The following is a 17072-nucleotide window of genomic DNA, read 5'->3' as shown; positions in this document are numbered from 1 at the left end:
AGACCCAGGCCGAAGGGCGTTCAACGGAGTGTATTCAATGAGTTTTAGGTTAAGTCGCTGGCAAGAAGAACTGCTTTCTCAGCCCCGTTCTACGGTAACACTCAGCAGTGGCAGTAAGGGAGACGGTCTGAAGGACGAAGAGACGATTAAGGCGTTAGGAGCGTTCTAGCAAACAAAAAGGACTTAGCATTCCCATGTCCTTACCAGACAGTCGCTTTTCTCCCCATCCTCTCTTGTTTCCCGTACAGCCGAGGGCAGGTTATCCGAACATCATGCCTTGCGAAAGGCAGGCTAAACCTGAGGTAGATAACGTGACACAGTTGACTGACTACATTGAGAAGATGGCTAGCAACTTGTAGGACTAAATCGTTAGGATTTTATGGTTGCTAGAGGGACTGAGACATGAGTTCGTGGCGCGATCGCTTTAATCAACTGGGTGGCAAAACTCGCTTTGTCGTTTGTCGCCTGTTTATTCACTTAGTGGGTGAAGAAGTAGCACCATTGCTGGGTGTTCTCAACAAGGCTGCCTTTGACGCAGTAGATAGCGAAGGCGATATGACGGTGCTGGGAGAAGGCTTAGTTGAAATCTGCCAAAGCCTGCTGCAATACGACACCTACTGGCAAGCGGCGGGTAACGAAGGGGATGTCTTTTGGGATGAAGGCGAAGCAGGCGACTTTGTTACAGAGTTGTTTACCGATTCGGCTCAGCGCTATCGCAGTGCTCCCGATGTGGAGAGTATGAGCGCTAACCGCGACGAACCGTTGGCACTGCCTGCTACCCATCATCTGGTTGTCATGCTGACAGTTGCTTTTGAAGGGGAAGTGCCCGAACTGGAAGCTGATCTCGCTAGTATGAGCGCCTTAAGAGCCGGGTTAAAGGCGTTGGTCAATCTGCACTACCAGGAAACGCTGCGAGCCGTTCAGGTGCATTTCTCGCCTGCGCGGTTAGGTGATGAGTTAACGTCTGATCAAGTGCTGGTTGGCTTTCCAGAACTCATTCCGCTCTAGGGTGCTAATCAATCTTGGCTAGAAGTATTCACTGCCTAGTACGGCAACGTTCCCATTCATCGCTTCAATCCATTTCTATCATTGATTAACCGCTGAACCGATTTATAGCAATACAGTACACGTTCATTCACTGAGTTCATTCACTGACCTATGCTACGCAAACTTCTGCTTGTTTCGATGGCTTTGACGCTTATTTGGACCTCTGTAGGTTGCGGTAATCCACTTGCGGACGATCGTAAGACTGATACTCGATCGCAGACCGAACAGGCTCGTACCGTTGCCCAAACTAAACTCTCGGATGGAGAGTATTCCGTGCAGCAGGCAACCTACAACGACGATGGCGGCGAATACAATGTCATGTTGCTCAATACAAAACCGGGCGAATCATCTGTATTTCGAGCCACCAATGTACCGATGGCTCGTTTAACGGAGGAAGAGGTTTCGTCTGGTAAAAAGAGCTACCTCAAGGTTGAGAATGGACAACCCGCGCTGCACCTGACCGAAGACTTCAAGCTTGAGTATGTGCATAACGTGACTGAAACCCAAACCGATCCGCAGTCTGGTCGCCAAGAAACCGTTGTAGTGCGTCAGGAATCAAATTTCTGGGCACCCTTTGCAGGCGCGCTAGCAGGGCAGGCATTGGGCAGTTTACTATTTAGACCGCAATACTATGTGCCGCCGATGTACCAGCCAGGAGTACCGTTGGCTGGGTATGGTGGGTATGGCTCGTCTTACAATCAAGCGGTGAACAGCTACCAGAGCCGCTATCAGGCTCCTCCGGCTGAGGTGCGTACCCGGCAGCTCAGAACGACAGGACAGTTGCGCACGCCTACATCCAGCACCGCTCGATCGCGCAATACAGGCCAGTACGATCGTTCGACGGGTTCTGGCTACGGCAACAGTACACTGCGACGCTCCGAGCGTTCTAGCGGCAGCTATCGCAGCAGCCCCAACAAAGGCTTTGGTAGTTCGCGATCGCGCAGCTTTGGCAGCAGACGCCGCTAGCCTTACATCTTAGAAGAACCAGTTGGGCATTGGGCGTCCTTACCTACTAGCTGAGGCGGTGGCGGCGGTGTTTTAGGAGGAGTACTGCTAAAGCAAATGGTGGCCACCGTCTGATTGTTGTTTTTGTTATCTTTGACGGCAAAGACTGCGCCTGTATAGCTGGGCAGGTCGCCCTGTTTTGCTGTTGCTGTTGCAGTGGCTTGCTTTGACTGTGCTCCGCTCGTGCTGTAGGTGTAGTTGAGCGTAGCACCAGGAATATTAGTGCCTAACTCTGCAAGATTAGCAGCAAAGCGTTTTTGTTTAGCGAAAAACTCTGCTTGTTGCTGCAGCAAGGCGCTAATTGTGACTGGAGCCTCCATTGTAGCTACCGCATTTTTTGGTATGTCAGGGCTGGCAGACGGTTGACCACCTGCGATTAGAGGCACACCCTCTTGCCCATCTTTGCGGGCTACCGTAACCGAGCTTGGACCACCTTGCTTAGCTTGCTGCTGAGCGCGTGCTAAATTCTGCTGGTATTTTGCCAGTAACGCCTGGGCTGCAGCACGGTTGGGGCTAGTCGGCGGCACTGCTTTCATGAAAGCGATCGCCCGTTGCCATTGCGCGAGTACTAAGTTCCAGTCTTCTGGTGTTTGAGCCGATTGAGCCAGACTAGTTGCACTGGCTGCTTTATCGACACCTTTAGCAAACGGATCGCCTGTTGTAGGAGTCGGTGACGGGCTGCTAGCTACTGGACTGGATGACAGGATATCGGGTGATGGCGAAGCGGTGACAAATGGACGAGAGGTGTTACACGCAGCCAGTGTTATGGCGATTGCCAACTGAACGCAAACATTGGTCAAAAGAATCTTCATAGCTAGCGATCCTACCTTTCCCAGAGTTAGTTGCAACATTCCCTTTAAGTACAGAGGCAATGTTTAGCCTTCTGCTTCTTTCTAATAACTAACAACGCCTCTAAAACGGATTCACGACGATCGAAAAATATACCCCATTTTCCTGCCAGGTGTTTTTGGCACCACTGATCGAGATGAGTGGAATGCCCCAATCGAGGCGAGCGGTGACGCGATCGCTCCATTGCAGCCGCAGACCCAAGCCAATTGCCAATAGCGTTCTGGGATCGGGATCGGGGCTGTTGCCCAAATTCCAGGCAGTACCAACGTCGATGAATGGCGTCAGTTGCAACAGGCTATTCAGTTTTGGCAAGCGCAAGATGGGAATGCGGAGTTCTGCCGAGGCAAAGAGACCGCTGTCGGTCAGCAAGGCATCCTGGCGATAGCCGCGCACGCTGTCCTGTCCCCCTAAGCCAAACTGTTCTAGCGGTAGAATGGGTCGGTCTGCGATTTGTAAGTCGCTGCGCACAAGCAGTAAGGTCTCTGGCGCCAGGAGCCGCACCCACTGTGCCTGTCCTCGCCACGCAAAAAAGCGGCTGTCGGGCGGGTCTGGGTTAATGGTTGCATTCAGGGCGTTTAGTCCTACGGTGAACTGAGAGCGGAGCGCAACGACTTCGGCACTGCCGCGCCAGGTGGCTTCTTGAAAAAAGCGCAGGGCGGTGAGGCGTGTTTTGCCATTGCGATCGGCTCCCAAAGCGGGAAACGGAATGAGTCCATCGAGCAGGGTCGCTTCACTTTCGCGTCGGGTGGCAGTAAAACCAAGTGCCAATTCGTGGGTGGGCGTTTGGATGATCGGCTGTCGAAGGGTGAACTCGTAATAGCGAGATTTGGACTCAATCCCCAACCCATCAAAGGGCGGTTCGATGACATTACTGGAGGCTGTGCCGTAGTTGATGCTCAGGGTGCCATTGCGCGGATTGAGAGGCACAGTATAGCTCAAGTCGAGGGCGTTGCTGCCGTTGGTGTTGGTATAAATGGCGCTCACGCGATCGCCCAACCCTGTAACATTGCCTAAACTCAGCTGAAGCTGTCGGCGATCGGTGCCGACACTGGGCGCACGTGCGTTGTCAAACAACAGTTGTCCATTCAAGTTTTGGGCTTCGGTGACCCGCACTGACAGCACGCTTTCACCGGGACGGGTGCCAGCCGCTAACTCTGCAGCCAGGGATTGAATGAGTGGATCGAGCTGTAGTAGTTGCAGGGCTTCTAGCAGTCGATTGCGATTTAGCGGTGGCCCAGCGGCGATCGCCAACCGCGATCGCACGTAGTTGGGGTTGAGGCGACGGGCTCCTGTGACGGTAATGTCTTCTAGCCTGCCTTCTACGACTTGAATGGTCACCACTCCACCTTGCAGCGTCTGTGGTGGAATGTATGCACCAGAGGTAATGTAGCCATGATCGACGTAAAGCTGCGTAATGAGCGATCGAAGCTGAAATAATTCGGCGATCGCCAAGGAACGCTTGGTAAACGGCTCTGTAATTTTGGCGAAGTCTGCGGCACTAAAGACGGTGCTGCCGATGACCTCAATCCGCTCCACGGTAATCGTTTCGGGAGGGCTTTCAGTAGAAGGCTGTGATGGCGTTGGGGCTTCAGGCTGCGGGAAAAGCTGATCCAGTGATGGTAAGGGCGCTGGAGTCGAGGCTGGAGGTGGTTGGGTAGACGGTGGGGCTGGTTCCCGTGGTAGCAGTTGTGGCACCGTTGGGGATGGTGCAGGTTTCGGTCGCGGAGTTTGGGCGATCGACTGTATCACTGGCGCGATCGATGGAGATTTGACCTGCTTTATACCTGTGGCTGGATTGAGCAGAAATTGTGGCGATCGCTCAAGTTCAACACTCTGCCCCTTCGGAGGCTTTGCGGTAACAAGACTCAGCGCGATCAGTAAACTGCACCCCAGTCGGAGTGTTGGGAAAGGGTTCTGCATGGAACCATCGATGCACGACTTTTGGCATCATCTCATGGACTGATGGTTGAAGGGTATTAAGCCTTGTTTTGTTGTGCCTCGATCGTGCCTTCAGCTTCGTTGGCGATCGCTTTCAAGCGCTCCAGCATGTTTGGAGAAGGCTGTTGCCATAAGCCGCGCTGGTTTGCTTCTAACAGGCGTTCTGCCATATCGCGCAATGCCCAGGGGTTGCTTTTTTGGATGAAGTCCTGCACGGTTGGGTCAAAGATATACGCTTCGGCAACGCCTTCGTACATAAAGTCTTCGACGCAGTGCGTGGTGGCATCGTAGGCAAAGAGATAATCTAGCGTTGCAGCCATTTCAAACGCGCCTTTATAACCGTGTCGCATGGTGCCCGCAATCCATTTGGGGTTGACGACTCTGGAGCGGTAAACGCGAGCGATTTCTTCGCTCAGTTTGCGAACTTTGGGCTGTGCGGTGCAGGCGTTGTCGCCAAAGTAGATTTCTGGAGTCGTCTTTGATACAGAGCGGACAGCCGCTGTTAAGCCGCCTTGAAACTGGTAGTAATCATCGGAATCGAGCAAGTCATGTTCGCGGTTGTCCTGGTTTTGCAACACGATTTGCATCGTGCTCAACCGTTGTGTAAAGGCTTCGGGGGCTGATTTGCCTTCGGCGCTGCGAGTGTAGGCGTAGGCGCTCCAGTTCATGTAGGCGCGGGCCAGGTCAGCCTCGCTTTCCCAGTTTTGAGATTCGATTAAGCCTTGTAATCCGGCTCCATAGGCGCTGGGTTTGGAACCAAAGATGCGGTAGCGCGATCGGGCGGCGGCTTGTTCTGCGATGAGTCCTTCGGCTTCCCAGCGTAGGGTCTCTTGCTGTACTTGAGCGGCGAGGGGGTTTTGGTCGTCGGGTTCGTCAAGGTTGGCGACAGCATTGACGGCACTGTCAAATAAGTCAATCAAGTTCGGGAAGGCATCGCGGAAGAAGCCGGAAATGCGTAGGGTGACGTCTACGCGTGGGCGACCGAGGAGCGACAGGGGTAGAATCTCGAAATCAATGACTCGTCGGGAAACGCCATCCCAGACGGGCTGTACGCCTAGTAGCGCGAGTGCTTCTGCGAGGTCGTCGCCGCCTGTGCGCATGGTGGCGGTGCCCCAGATGGAGAGTCCCAGGGTTTTGGGGTATTCGCCGTGTTCTTGGGTGTAGCGTTCTACGAGGGTTTCGGCGGCTTTGCGTCCGATGTCCCAGGCCGTTTCGGTGGGGACGGCGCGAATGTCTACGGAGTAGAAGTTACGTCCGGTGGGTAGGACTTCGGGTCGTCCGCGGGTGGGGGCACCGGAGGCACCGCTGGGGATGTATTGGCCGTCTAGACCGCGTAGGAGGTTGGTGATTTCTTGATCGGTTTTGCGTAGGGCGGGGAGGAGGCGATCGCGTACCCAATCTAATTCTTGCTGTGTTTGCTGTCCGATCGTGTTTTGCTCACAGTGATCGAATGCGGATATTTCTGCTTCGGTTGGAGGCTCTCTCCGGGGGACTTCCCCCCGGCCCCCCGCGATGTGGGGGCCTAACTCCCCCACGCCCCCCGAATCAGAGTTCTGGCAAGAAGGTTGAAGGGCGATCGAGGGGTGATCGGTGTTTGCTGCTAGTTCTGGAGGGGAATTCAGAGATGTAGGTTGGGTTGAGGGACGAAACCCAACGAGTGAAGCAACCTCTGTACTGAGTGCGCGTGGAGGAGAAAGAAGTACTTCAATAAGAGAAGCGGCGTGGTTTTCGATGATTTCGATGGCATCGCCGATGATGCGGCAGGTTTGGAGGGCGGGGTGCTGAGTGGGCTCCAGGATGTCGCCTAGATTGGCGGTGAGTGGATCGAAGTCGAGTTGCCAGTCTTGGGCGATCGCGCGCGTTAAACCCATACGATTGGCGTTGGGGTTGCGGGCGATCGCGACGATTAGATCGCGGAGTTGTCGTCCATCGGGGCATTGCCCAAAGATGTGTAAGCCGTCGCGAATTTGGGCTTCTTTGAGTTCACACAAGTAGCCATCAGCGGCGGTTAATACTTTGGTGATTGCTTCGTCGGATAGCTCGGTGGCGATGCCCAAATCTTTGTGAAGGTGTTCTTGCTGAATGAGTTGCATGAGGCGATCGCGAATGAGGCCGACTCGTGCTGGATCAAGGGTTTGGGCTTCGTAGTATTCATCGATTAAGCCTTCCAACTGATGCAAACTGCCGTACAGTTCGGCACGAGTCATGGGTGGCGTGAGGTGATCGAGAATGACGGCTTGCGATCGTCGTTTTGCCTGGGAACCTTCACCCGGATCATTCACGATGAACGGGTAAAGATGTGGCATGGCACCGAACACGGCTTCGGGATAGCAGTTTTCTGATAGCGCCACGCTCTTTCCGGGAAGCCATTCTAAATTGCCATGTTTGCCCACATGCACAATGGCGTTTGCGCCAAAGTGAGCGTTCACCCAGTGATAAAACGCCAGATAGGAGTGAGTGGGTTCTAAATCGGGCGCATGATAGTTGAGGGTAGGATCGCGATCGTAGCCCCGTGCGGGTTGAATGCCGACAAACACATTGCCAAATTGCAGGCCTGCGATCGGGAAAGCCTCTGTCTCAAGTGGGTCGCCCCAACGGGATTGGATACCTGTTTGTACGGCATCAGGTAGCGTCTGAAAATGGGTTGTGTAGTCTTCTAGCGCTAGCACTTGGTTTACCGATCGCCACCCGAAACTTTCTGGATCATTGGTCACGCCAGTTGTTAACCGTTGCATCAGCTCATCACTGGTTTCAGGCAATTCTGAAACGGTATAACCTGCCAGTTGAAGTGCTTTGAGTATTTCTAAACAGCTTGCTGGCGTGTCTAAACCCACCCCATTGGCTAACCGTCCATCGCGGTTGGGATAGTTCGCCAAAATGAGCGCAATTTTTCGTTCCGCGATCGGCGTGTGACGTAATTTCACCCAATTAGCTGCCAACTCTGCAACAAATTCAATGCGCGATCGCTCTGGCTCATACACCACCACATCGGTTTGCAGCAGCGCATTCTGAGTCTGCACTGTTTTGAAAGACACCGCTCGCGTGATGATTCTGCCATCCACTTCTGGCAACGCCACATTCATTGCCATATCGCGTGGTGTCAAGCCCTGTGCACCCGACTCCCAAGCCTCTTTTGTGCCTCCACTAAAAATGACCTGAAAAACTGGCACGTCCAGCGTCTTCCACAAATCAACTTTAGGTGTATCGGTATCTAAGCTCGCCAACGAAAAGCTCGTTGTGTTGAGCAACACGTCAACATTCTGACTGCAATAGCGAATCAGTTCCGCCTGCACATCCGGCTCTTTAAGCGACGAGATAAAGATAGGCACAGGCGTTAAATTGCGCTCACTTAAAGCAACACAAAGCGCATCGATCGCCGCTGTATTACCCCCCAAATAATGCGCTCGGTAAAACACGATCGCTACTTTACCCAAGGCTTCATCGTTTTCGTCACCCAACGCTTCTGTTGACTTCCTTACACTCTTCCCCTCAACCCTTGCTGCACTTACCAGATCACCCCCAATCAGTAACCTTTGTGTTTCACCGTAAGACTCCTGTTCGGGGGGTGTGGGGGAGCTAGGACCCCACATAACGGGGGACCGGGGGGAAGACCCCCGGAGAGGGTTTTCATCGAAGCCACAATTTACCTGAACAACAACCTCAGACCGAGCGCCCGAGCCATATTCATAGAGCCCCACGCGCGGCACCGATCGAGGCAACTGATAATCGATCGCATAATCCAAAAATTCTGCCGCAACAAACCTCAAGAGGTTTTGATAATTCTCGCTGCCCGCCTCAATAAAGTACTGCCACACCTGATTCACAAGCGCTAATGAAACCGTAGAATGACTCGCCAACGTTGGATCAGGACGCTCATCACCCGGAAGGAAAATCAACGCCGCACCCGTTTCCTTCGCCGTTTGCTCCACCACATCCAACCCATAGCTCCAGTAAGACTGTCCGCCAATCAAGCGCACAATAATCACTGCCGCATTGGCTAAAACATCCTCCGCATAGGTGTCGATCGTCAACTGCTGCTGCAATTGGAGCAAATTCACCACCCGGAACGCTGGAAACCCGTCTGGCAGTTGGGCCGCCGCCGCCGCGAGGGTTTGAATATCCGTATCCGCTGCCGTGATCACCACGATCGGCGCAGGCTGCTGTTCCACAAAAATCACCCCATCCGTAGACGGGTTCCAGCCTCCTGGCAAAGTAGCAAGACGATGCATCGGCGTTTAAATTAAATAACGATCGCGGGCAATGGCTACCATTATTGCAGGTACACCCAGCGTCGATCACGAGTCTCATCGTCGAGGTGGATTCGACAATAGAAATCAGCCCTTGAATTGAATAAGATAAAAATTTTGCTAACGCTCTACTGACGGTTATTGCACTCATCCTATAGCAATAGACAGATGGGTTAGGACGGGGTGCAGGGGTGGAACCCCTGGCTGGGGGCAACGCCCCCACACCCCCTTTGATCCCCATGTCCTAAATGTTGTGACGATCGCTATAAATGCTATTGCACTTATCCTAAATGGCGTTCTTGCGATAGAACTCTCACTGCAAGAGCGTGTGAACCGATCGGTCTACGACCTTGCAGTAAGAGCCTGGCAGGCAAAAACTAGGCTAACGGTAGGGCAACTAACGGTAGGGGCTTGACACTCCACTTTTGGGAGGCATCAGGGAGTTGATAGGTCTGTGAGTAGCTGAAGCCACTCATCTGCCAAATTTCGTTCTTGTTAGACTGCTGATTGCGCCAGAGCATATCTGGTGTGCTGTCGCCGCCAAAATCCGTAATCCCGGCAATCTGCCAGTTGATGTCGGCAGCGGTTGGAAGGTAATAGCCGCTTTGCAACCCCGTACTATTCATTTGCCAGATAGCGTTCGCTCCAGTTACTTGGTTATGCCAAACGAGGTCAGCAATGCCATCGTTGTTGAAATCGCTAGTGCCGACAATCTGCCAGTTGCTGTCGGCAGCAGTTGGAAGGTAATAGCCGCTTTGCAACCCCGTACTATTCATTTGCCAGATAGCGTTCGATGTGGTTGCTTGGTTATGCCAAACGAGGTCAGCAATGCCATCGTTGTTGAAATCGCCAGTGCCGACAATCTGCCAGTTTTGGTCAGCGATGCGGGGTATGTAGTAGCTGCTTTGCAAGCTAGAGCCATTCAATTGCCAGACGGCGTTTTCTCCGGTCATGCGGTTGCGCCAGAGGAGATCTGGTTTGCTATCGCGATTGAAGTCAGCGGTGCCAACAATTTGCCAGTTTAAATCACTCACGCTAGGAATGTAGTAAGCACTCTGAAGGGTGAGGTTATTGAGTTCCCAAATGGCATTCGCACCCGTTGCTCGGTTGCGCCACAAGATATCGGTATTGCCATCAAGGTTGAAATCGGCGCTGCTGCTGACAATTTGCCAGTTGAGATCGGCAATGCTGGGGAGATAGCTGCCACTTTGGAACGCAAAGCCGTTCAGTTGCCAGATAGCGTTTTCGCCTGTGCCGGTGGGGGCAGCGCCTGAAGTGCCATTGCGCCACACAAGACTAGCGTTATCATCGTTCCTGAGCGTGCCTGTGCCTGTACCCGTGGCGATCGTCCCCTTCGTGGGCGCAGTCAGATTTACCCGGAAGGTTTCATCCGGCTCTATGCGAATGTCCCCGTTGACATTGACCGCGATCGTTTTGCTGGACTCAAGAGGATTGAAGGTCAGCGTACCAGAGGTGGGCGCATAGTCACTGTTGACGCTGGTTGCGGTGCCATCTGCCGTCGCGTAGTTGACGGTCACAGTCTCGTCGCTGGCATTGGAGAGGCTGACCGTGAAGGTAAACGGTGTGGTGCCAGTCCTACCTTCCGGGTTGCTAACGCTGTTGATGCTGATGGTGGGGCGGGTGTCATCGTTGACGATCGTGCCTGTCCCTGTGCTGGTGCCCAACGTCCCATTGCTGGCATTGCTCAACGCTAAGCTAAACGCCTGGTCGGCTTCAAACTTCGTATCCCCGTTGACCTGCACAGTGATAGTTTTGCTGGTTTGACCGGGGGCAAAGTTGAGGCTGCCAGAGGTGGCAAGATAATCGCTATCGGCGATCGTGGCAGTGCCGTCAGCCGTAGCATAGTTCACTGTCACCGTTTGGGTACTGGCATTGGAGAGATTGACGGTAAAGGTGTAGGCAGTAGTGCCGCTGTTGCCTTCATTCTGGCTGACGTTGCCAATGCTGATAGTAGGTTGCGTGTCATCGTTAGTGATGGTGCCACTGCCTGTCGTATTGCCAGGGCTGACATTACCAGAGCCATTGGCAGGTCCCGTGAGTGCGACCTGGAAAGTTTCATCGGACTCAAATTTGGTGTCGCCTGCCGCATTAACCGTGATGGTCTTGCTAGTCTCACCAGGGGCGAAATTGACGGTGCCCGTCGCAGCAGTATAGTCACCATCGGCAACGGTGGCACTGCCATCACTCGTACTGTAGTCGATGCCGATCGCCTCGAAACTTGGGTTCGACAAATTCACAGTGAAGTTATAAGGAGTGGTGCCGCTGTTCCCTTCCGCATGGGTGATAGTGGACGTGATGTTGACAACAGGCGCAGTATCATCGTTGGTGATCGTGCCGTTGACACTGTTGCTGTTAGCAGCGATCGTGCCATTCACGGCATTCGAGAGACTCACTGTAAAGGCTTCGGTACTCTCATACTTGGTGTCGCCGTTGACGTTGACTGTAAACGTTTTGCTGGTCTCACCGGGGGCAAAGGTGAGGGTGTTGGACGCGGCTAAGTAGTCACCATCGGCAACCGTGGCAGTGCCGTCAGCCGTGGCATAGTTGACCTGCACGGTTTGGGTGCTGGTATCGCTCATGTTCACGGTAAAGGTATAAGCAGTCGTGCTGCTGTTGCCTTCATTCTGGGTTACAGGCGTGATGCTGATCGTCGGTTGGGGCTTGACGGTGATGGCAAAGGTCTGCACGGTCGAGGTGTCAATGCCGCCGTTGGTGGTGCCGCCGTTGTCTTGCACACGCACGCTAAGGATCGCAGTGGTGGCAGTCGCCAGGTTACTTGCAGGGGTGTAGGTGAGGTTGCCGAAGGCGTCGATCGCGGGCGCAACGGTAAAGATTTCCGCATGATCATTGTTTACAATCTCATACGCCTGGACGGTTTGACTCGCTTCATCAGCTGGTCCCGGATTGAAGCCCGTTGCCCAATTGGTAATAGTTTGGGCACCCGCACCCGTTGTAACCGTCTGGTTGCCGCCTTTGGTAAAGGAGGGCGCATCGTTGACCGGAGTCACGGTGAGATTGACATTTGTCACAGCTGAACTCAATGCCCCACCAGAACCAGTATTGCCACCGTCATTGATGCTCACGCCCAGGGTTTGGGTCGCAGTGGCATTTGGGGCTGTGGTGTAGGTGAGACTGTTACCAGCAATAAAGCTATTGATAGCTGCAAGGGTGCCGCCAAGCGTCAGGTTTGTGGCAGTACCACCCACGGCCACGCCGCTACCAGCAGTCGCTGCCAGCGTGCCTGCACCCACGGTTAAAGTCGCCGTGACGATGCCACTATCTGCATCCACATCAGCAAACGCAATCCCTGTAAGAGCGGTAGTGATGTCTTCAGTCACAGCGATCGCGGTAGGAGCTGTAACGGTGGGTGCATCGTTCACTGCCGTCACGTTCAGCGCGACATTCGTTACCCCCGAAGACAGTGCGCCACCAGAACCTGTATTACCACCATCATTGATTCTGACCCCCAGCGTTTGGGTAGCGACATCGTTAAGGGCAGGTGTATAGGTGAGACTATTGGTCAGAAAGCTGTTGAGCGCGGTAAGGGTGCCATTGAGGGTAATGCTGGGTGAAGCGCTACCTAGCACAGTGACTCCACTACCAGCCGTCGCTGACAGAGAACCTGCCCCAACACTCAAGACGGCGGACATCGTGCCACTGCCCGCATCTACATCAGCAAACGAAATGCCCGTGAGAACCGTAGTAGTGTCTTCGGTAATGGCGATCGCACTTGGAGCCGTAACAGTCGGTGCGTCGTTCACGGCGGTAGCACTAATGGTTTTGTTCGCCGTTGTGCTGGTGCCACCGTCTCCATCCGTCAGCACTACGCTTAAGGTACGATCGATCGTCGAAAGTGCATCTGAAACATTGCTATAGGTGAGATTGCGGAGTAATGCTTCGGCAGCACCAGGACTGGAATTGCTGTTGAAGGTGACGACTAGCGGTGTCGTACCGACTCCCCCCGTAAAGGTGCCAATGGTTGTGCCTCCGTAGGACACGTTGCTGCCAGACACACCAATTTGTCCGGCACCCGTACCCTGATTGTTGATAGCAAGGCGATCGTCTACCGTTCCATTGGCGCTGTAAGTAATTGTTAGGGCACCTGTGTCAAAATCAGTCGAGTCAGAATCGGTGACGGTTCCCGTAACATCAAGCACGACGGCCGCCGTATTCTCAGTATAAGAGACACTCCCACCCGGCAAAGAAACCACTGGATTTGCATTTGCCAGCCCTTCAACTGCACCAATGTCAACTGTGCCACCCTGAATCCGAACAAAGCCAGTACCGCGTTGGTCAAACGGAATTGTTTCAGTTGTATTACCGTCACCGTCTAGATCAAGAGTATCCAGTGGGAGTGCCGCATTGCTACCAGCGTTAAGGGCAGGGCTACCAGCCAAAACAGCATAGGTCTGGGTAGAACCACCATTATTTGCCAGAGTAGAACTCAAACCGACAGAGGCAAAGGTTCCACCAATGAGGTTGTTGGTAGAGGTACCCGGACTATTTCCTAAATAGTTGGTTCCATTATTTGCGATGATAGTGTTGGCAAGGGTAGTGATTGTTCGGGAGAAGTTGTTAATGCCCTGACTTGAATTGCCAGCAATAGTAACGTTAGCAATGGTGCCAATACTCCCCGCATCGTTAGCTATGGCATAGCTAGCGATGCCGCTGAAAGTGCTGTTAAATATCGTGTTGATGGGACCATGGCTATGTATACCCAAATTGCCACCACTAATAGTCGAATTTGCAATGGTGTCAATTCCTGTTAAAGAGAAATTGTCAATTGCTTCACTGTTATTAGTGAGTGCGCTGTTAAGTATTGCGGTAATTGTTCCGTTGTTATTATAGATTCCAACACTACCATTTCGGATAGTTAACTGATCAAAGGAAGCTGTAGCACCCGAATTGACCGTGAAAATAATGAACGCTCCCCCTGAAGGGGCTTGAATGGTAAGATTGGCGGCTCCGGTTGTATTAAGAATCTTGACAGAGTCAGTCAGCGTTAAGCCAGAGGACAGTGTAATAGTCTGTGCCCCTGCGCCCAGTGCAAAATTGATGGTATCCGCACCAGCAGCTCCATTTGCATCAGTGACAGCCTGACGCAACGAGCCTGCTCCGCTGTCGGCGGTATTTGCGACTGTAAATGTTGCCAGTACATGCTCGTAAGCTTCCTTGGCTTGGGTAGAGAAGATATTGAACGACTCAATGCTTCCTGTATTGAATTCCATTTCCCAATTGCCGCCATGGGCTGCGTTACCTGTTAAGTCATCGGAAGCAGCGACATCGGCTCCGGTTAACTGGCTGAGGATACTAGTAAAGGCTTTGCCCAATTCGCCCTGCGCCACATCACAGCCGTAGAGCAGAATATCGGCATTATCAGTCAGCGCCTTGCTCCAACTCTGCAACTGTGCTGCATACTCCGGCAGGTCGCTTAAGTTCAGCTTGCTGTTGCCAAAGTCCAACCCGCCCGCTTCCCCGTGGGAAACGATGTGCAAACTGCTGATGTTGTGTCTTCCCAGCAGGGTATTGGTAATTTGGGTGACGGCATCCTGGTTGGAGTCGAGCAAGTGGACTTCGGTGCCTGGTGCAATGCCTGCCACCAGGGTTTGGTAATCGGCAACGCTGCCATCGATAAAGGCGATCGCGCTGGCTTCACTTGCCCCACTCCAACCAGCCAGGGGACTCATCCCAATGGCAGCAGCAGTATCCAACGCAGAGGTTAGCGAGAACACACTATCGGGTGTGGTCTTCAGGGAATCACTCAACACAGACGGTTTAGCAAAGTTCATACAAAGGCTCGATAGGTTGACACGACAAGATGAGGGACTGCGATCGTCCACGTCAGTGGGGGCCAACGTACGTCGATGCCAAATGGCTACAAGCTATTTCAAGTTTTGTGAACTCACGCTTTATGAGGAGAAGAGACTTGACTAACGGACTATACGTAGGCGTTACCAGCGTCTACGTTTGCGTTAGCGTAAGTGCCAACCTTTAAACATGAAAACTTAAATATGGAGGACGTAGTTGCACCTACTTCATAGATGCCCCAATCGTCTAAAGAAATATCAGAGGCAAAAAGTAGTCTTGATCGAACGTTGCTATAACGGCTCGTTTCTGGGTGGTATGTCTCCATCTGTGGACTGGCTTGGTGAGCGCTAGCGCCGCCCAGGCGTAACAGTTTGCAAGCATCAGTCAATGGAGTGATTTCGGTGCATGGGTCTCCAGAAGCGGCCATTCAGTGTGGGTAAAATCGGTCTCTGGGCGTTGCTAAAGGTGGTTCAAACGCTATAAGCCACGAATGTTATGCAGCCAACACCCACCAAGAGCCGCTATAATAGGAAGACTATAGGGGGCTGCAACGGTTTCGACGTTTTGGCGAACACTACAGTGTGATTCAGGCTGAGAGCGAGCTAACTCTCATAAATCAATGGCTCAAAACAACGTACATGCGAACAACATCGTACCCTTTGCTCGTAAGCAAGCACTTGTTGCTGCCTAACAACCTCTAACTGGTTCGAGCGTTTCCCATACGACTCCGTTAAGTATGGGAGACAACCCCCAACGGATGCTCTAGGAAGCTTTCTCTGGTAGGCTTTCTAGCTAAGAAATTATCAGAGAATCCCACCGTCCGGGACAAGGGACGGTTCCCGCTTCGAGGATCAGAGAAGCTAAGCCTGTGAATGAGCGATGTACCAATACCCAGGGCGGACACGGGTTCGACTCCCGTCAGCTCCACTTTTTAACCACTTGATGCCATTGTTAAGGCGCGGTTCTAAACCGTGACCAGTGGAAGGCATCTAGCAATTCATCAGATTGTTGCTGTAGGCGATCGGCGATCAACTGAGCCGTCACAGGAGCTAACAAAATGCCGTTGCGATAGTGTCCCGTTGCCAGTGTCAGGTTGCCGTAAGGGCTGTCACCCAATAGCGGCAACTCATCGGGCGTGGCTGGTCGAAAACCCCACCAAAATTCTTGTAGTGGAAAGTCCCGCAAGGCTGGATAGAGACGGATCGCCCGTTCCAATAGTGCTTGCACCCCTTCAGGCGTATTGTTTGGCGTAAAGCCAACATCCTCGCTCGTCGCACCGATGACAATTCGCCCATCGCGACGAGGCACGATATAAATTTCGCTGCCAAACAAGACTGTTTTTAACGGTAACTCCTGTCCTGCAGGCACGCGCACCGATAGCATTTGCCCCTTCCTGGGCGTTACTGGAATGGGTAACAATGCCTGTGACCATGCACCTGTCGCCAGCACATACTGCTCCGATTGCATTGTTCCGCTGGATGTTTGCACGCCCGTAATGCGATCGCTCTGATGCAGCATCGTTGCTACAGCAACCCCTTCTTGTAAGTCAACGCCAGCATCATAAGCGGCAACCCACAAGGCTTTCGCCAGCAGCCGATTATCAACCTGAGCATCGTCTGGATACCACCACCCGCCGCTAACGTCCTGGCTTAAGCCGGGTTGGTGCTGATGGATGGCAGCGCGATCGAGCCAGAGAGAGGGAGTGGGGGGTAGGGAGAGTTTTGAGTTTTGAGTTTTGAGTTCTCCTTGCTCTTTTACTCTCTCTGCTCCTCTAATTCCATCTTCCCCCTGCGCCTCTGCTGACGGTTGACGGTTGACGGTTGACGGCTGACCGCTGACCGCTGACTCCTTTTCATACACAGGCGCTAAAATGCCGCACGCCCAATACCCTGTCGGTAAACCTGTAAGCGTTTCTAGTTTTTGTGTCCAGCCTGGATAGAGCGATCGACTGCGCAGGCAGAACTCCCGCATGGCCCCGGGGGGAATCATTTCTGCTTGAGGAGCCAGCATCCCAGCCGCAGCCTGACTCGCTGCTTCAGCAAAGTCGCGGGTTAGAACGGTAACAGCCGCTCCCCGTAGGCGTAATTCGAGGGCGATCGCTAGACCAATCACACCGCCACCAATGATCAAGACATGTGATACTGCTGCCATTGACTG

Annotated in this window: 8 protein-coding genes and 1 other RNA gene; 4 read left to right on the top strand and 5 right to left on the bottom strand. The window is 53.2% G+C overall.

The window, feature by feature from the left end:
- Window positions 1-37: 37 nt before the first annotated feature.
- From C7B82_RS34125 to C7B82_RS03065, 3 genes are all read left to right on the top strand, one after another.
- Window positions 38-169 carry a hypothetical protein gene (locus C7B82_RS34125; protein WP_281258913.1) on the top strand — a complete coding sequence of 44 codons (132 nt, stop codon included), beginning with the start codon at window positions 38-40 and terminating at the stop codon, window positions 167-169.
- Between the two features lie 233 nt (window positions 170-402).
- On the top strand, window positions 403-1008 hold the full coding sequence (locus tag C7B82_RS03070) for a DUF1517 domain-containing protein (RefSeq protein WP_106254824.1): 606 nt from the start codon (window positions 403-405) through the stop codon (window positions 1006-1008).
- A 177-nt stretch (window positions 1009-1185) separates the two neighbouring features.
- Entirely contained in the window at window positions 1186-2013 is an 828-nt protein-coding gene (locus C7B82_RS03065) for a hypothetical protein (protein WP_245939705.1), read from the top strand.
- A 2-nt stretch (window positions 2014-2015) separates the two neighbouring features.
- On the opposite strand, the gene C7B82_RS03060 is transcribed toward C7B82_RS03065, so the two are convergent.
- The 4 genes from C7B82_RS03060 to C7B82_RS03045 all read right to left on the bottom strand — a co-directional run bounded on the left by C7B82_RS03060 (window position 2016) and on the right by C7B82_RS03045 (window position 14896).
- Complete coding sequence (locus C7B82_RS03060) at window positions 2016-2864, bottom strand: type IV pilin-like G/H family protein (protein ID WP_181357324.1); 849 nt, start codon at window positions 2862-2864, stop codon at window positions 2016-2018.
- A 100-nt stretch (window positions 2865-2964) separates the two neighbouring features.
- On the bottom strand, window positions 2965-4821 hold the full coding sequence (locus C7B82_RS03055) for a ShlB/FhaC/HecB family hemolysin secretion/activation protein (RefSeq protein WP_106254821.1): 1857 nt from the start codon (window positions 4819-4821) through the stop codon (window positions 2965-2967).
- A gap of 56 nt (window positions 4822-4877) precedes the next feature.
- Complete coding sequence (gene cobN, locus C7B82_RS03050; protein ID WP_106254820.1) at window positions 4878-9068, bottom strand: cobaltochelatase subunit CobN; 4191 nt, start codon at window positions 9066-9068, stop codon at window positions 4878-4880.
- Window positions 9069-9463: 395 nt separating this feature from the next.
- Window positions 9464-14896 (bottom strand): Calx-beta domain-containing protein, encoded by a 5433-nt coding sequence (locus C7B82_RS03045; protein WP_106254819.1) that lies wholly within the window; start codon window positions 14894-14896, stop codon window positions 9464-9466.
- Between the two features lie 560 nt (window positions 14897-15456).
- Here C7B82_RS03045 and ssrA point away from each other — a divergent pair.
- Window positions 15457-15845, top strand: a transfer-messenger RNA (tmRNA) gene (ssrA, locus tag C7B82_RS03040).
- Between the two features lie 21 nt (window positions 15846-15866).
- On the opposite strand, the gene thiO is transcribed toward ssrA, so the two are convergent.
- Window positions 15867-17066 carry a glycine oxidase ThiO gene (gene thiO, locus C7B82_RS03035; RefSeq protein WP_106254818.1) on the bottom strand — a complete coding sequence of 400 codons (1200 nt, stop codon included), beginning with the start codon at window positions 17064-17066 and terminating at the stop codon, window positions 15867-15869.
- Window positions 17067-17072: the final 6 nt, after the last annotated feature.

Source organism: Stenomitos frigidus ULC18, from assembly GCF_003003795.1.
Classification (GTDB): Bacteria; Cyanobacteriota; Cyanobacteriia; order Leptolyngbyales; family Leptolyngbyaceae; genus Stenomitos; species Stenomitos frigidus_A.
The sequence above is the reverse complement of the archived record's forward strand: the minus strand, read 5'-3'. Positions and strand labels throughout refer to the sequence as shown.

Coding starts and splice junctions, on each gene's coding strand:
- C7B82_RS34125 (WP_281258913.1), top strand. CDS start 38: ATGAGTTTTAGGTTAAGTCGCTGGCAAGAAGAACTGCTTTCTCAGCCC.
- C7B82_RS03070 (WP_106254824.1), top strand. CDS start 403: ATGAGTTCGTGGCGCGATCGCTTTAATCAACTGGGTGGCAAAACTCGC.
- C7B82_RS03065 (WP_245939705.1), top strand. CDS start 1,186: ATGGCTTTGACGCTTATTTGGACCTCTGTAGGTTGCGGTAATCCACTT.
- C7B82_RS03060 (WP_181357324.1), bottom strand. CDS start 2,864: ATGAAGATTCTTTTGACCAATGTTTGCGTTCAGTTGGCAATCGCCATA.
- C7B82_RS03055 (WP_106254821.1), bottom strand. CDS start 4,821: ATGCAGAACCCTTTCCCAACACTCCGACTGGGGTGCAGTTTACTGATC.
- cobN (WP_106254820.1), bottom strand. CDS start 9,068: ATGCATCGTCTTGCTACTTTGCCAGGAGGCTGGAACCCGTCTACGGAT.
- C7B82_RS03045 (WP_106254819.1), bottom strand. CDS start 14,896: ATGAACTTTGCTAAACCGTCTGTGTTGAGTGATTCCCTGAAGACCACA.
- thiO (WP_106254818.1), bottom strand. CDS start 17,066: ATGGCAGCAGTATCACATGTCTTGATCATTGGTGGCGGTGTGATTGGT.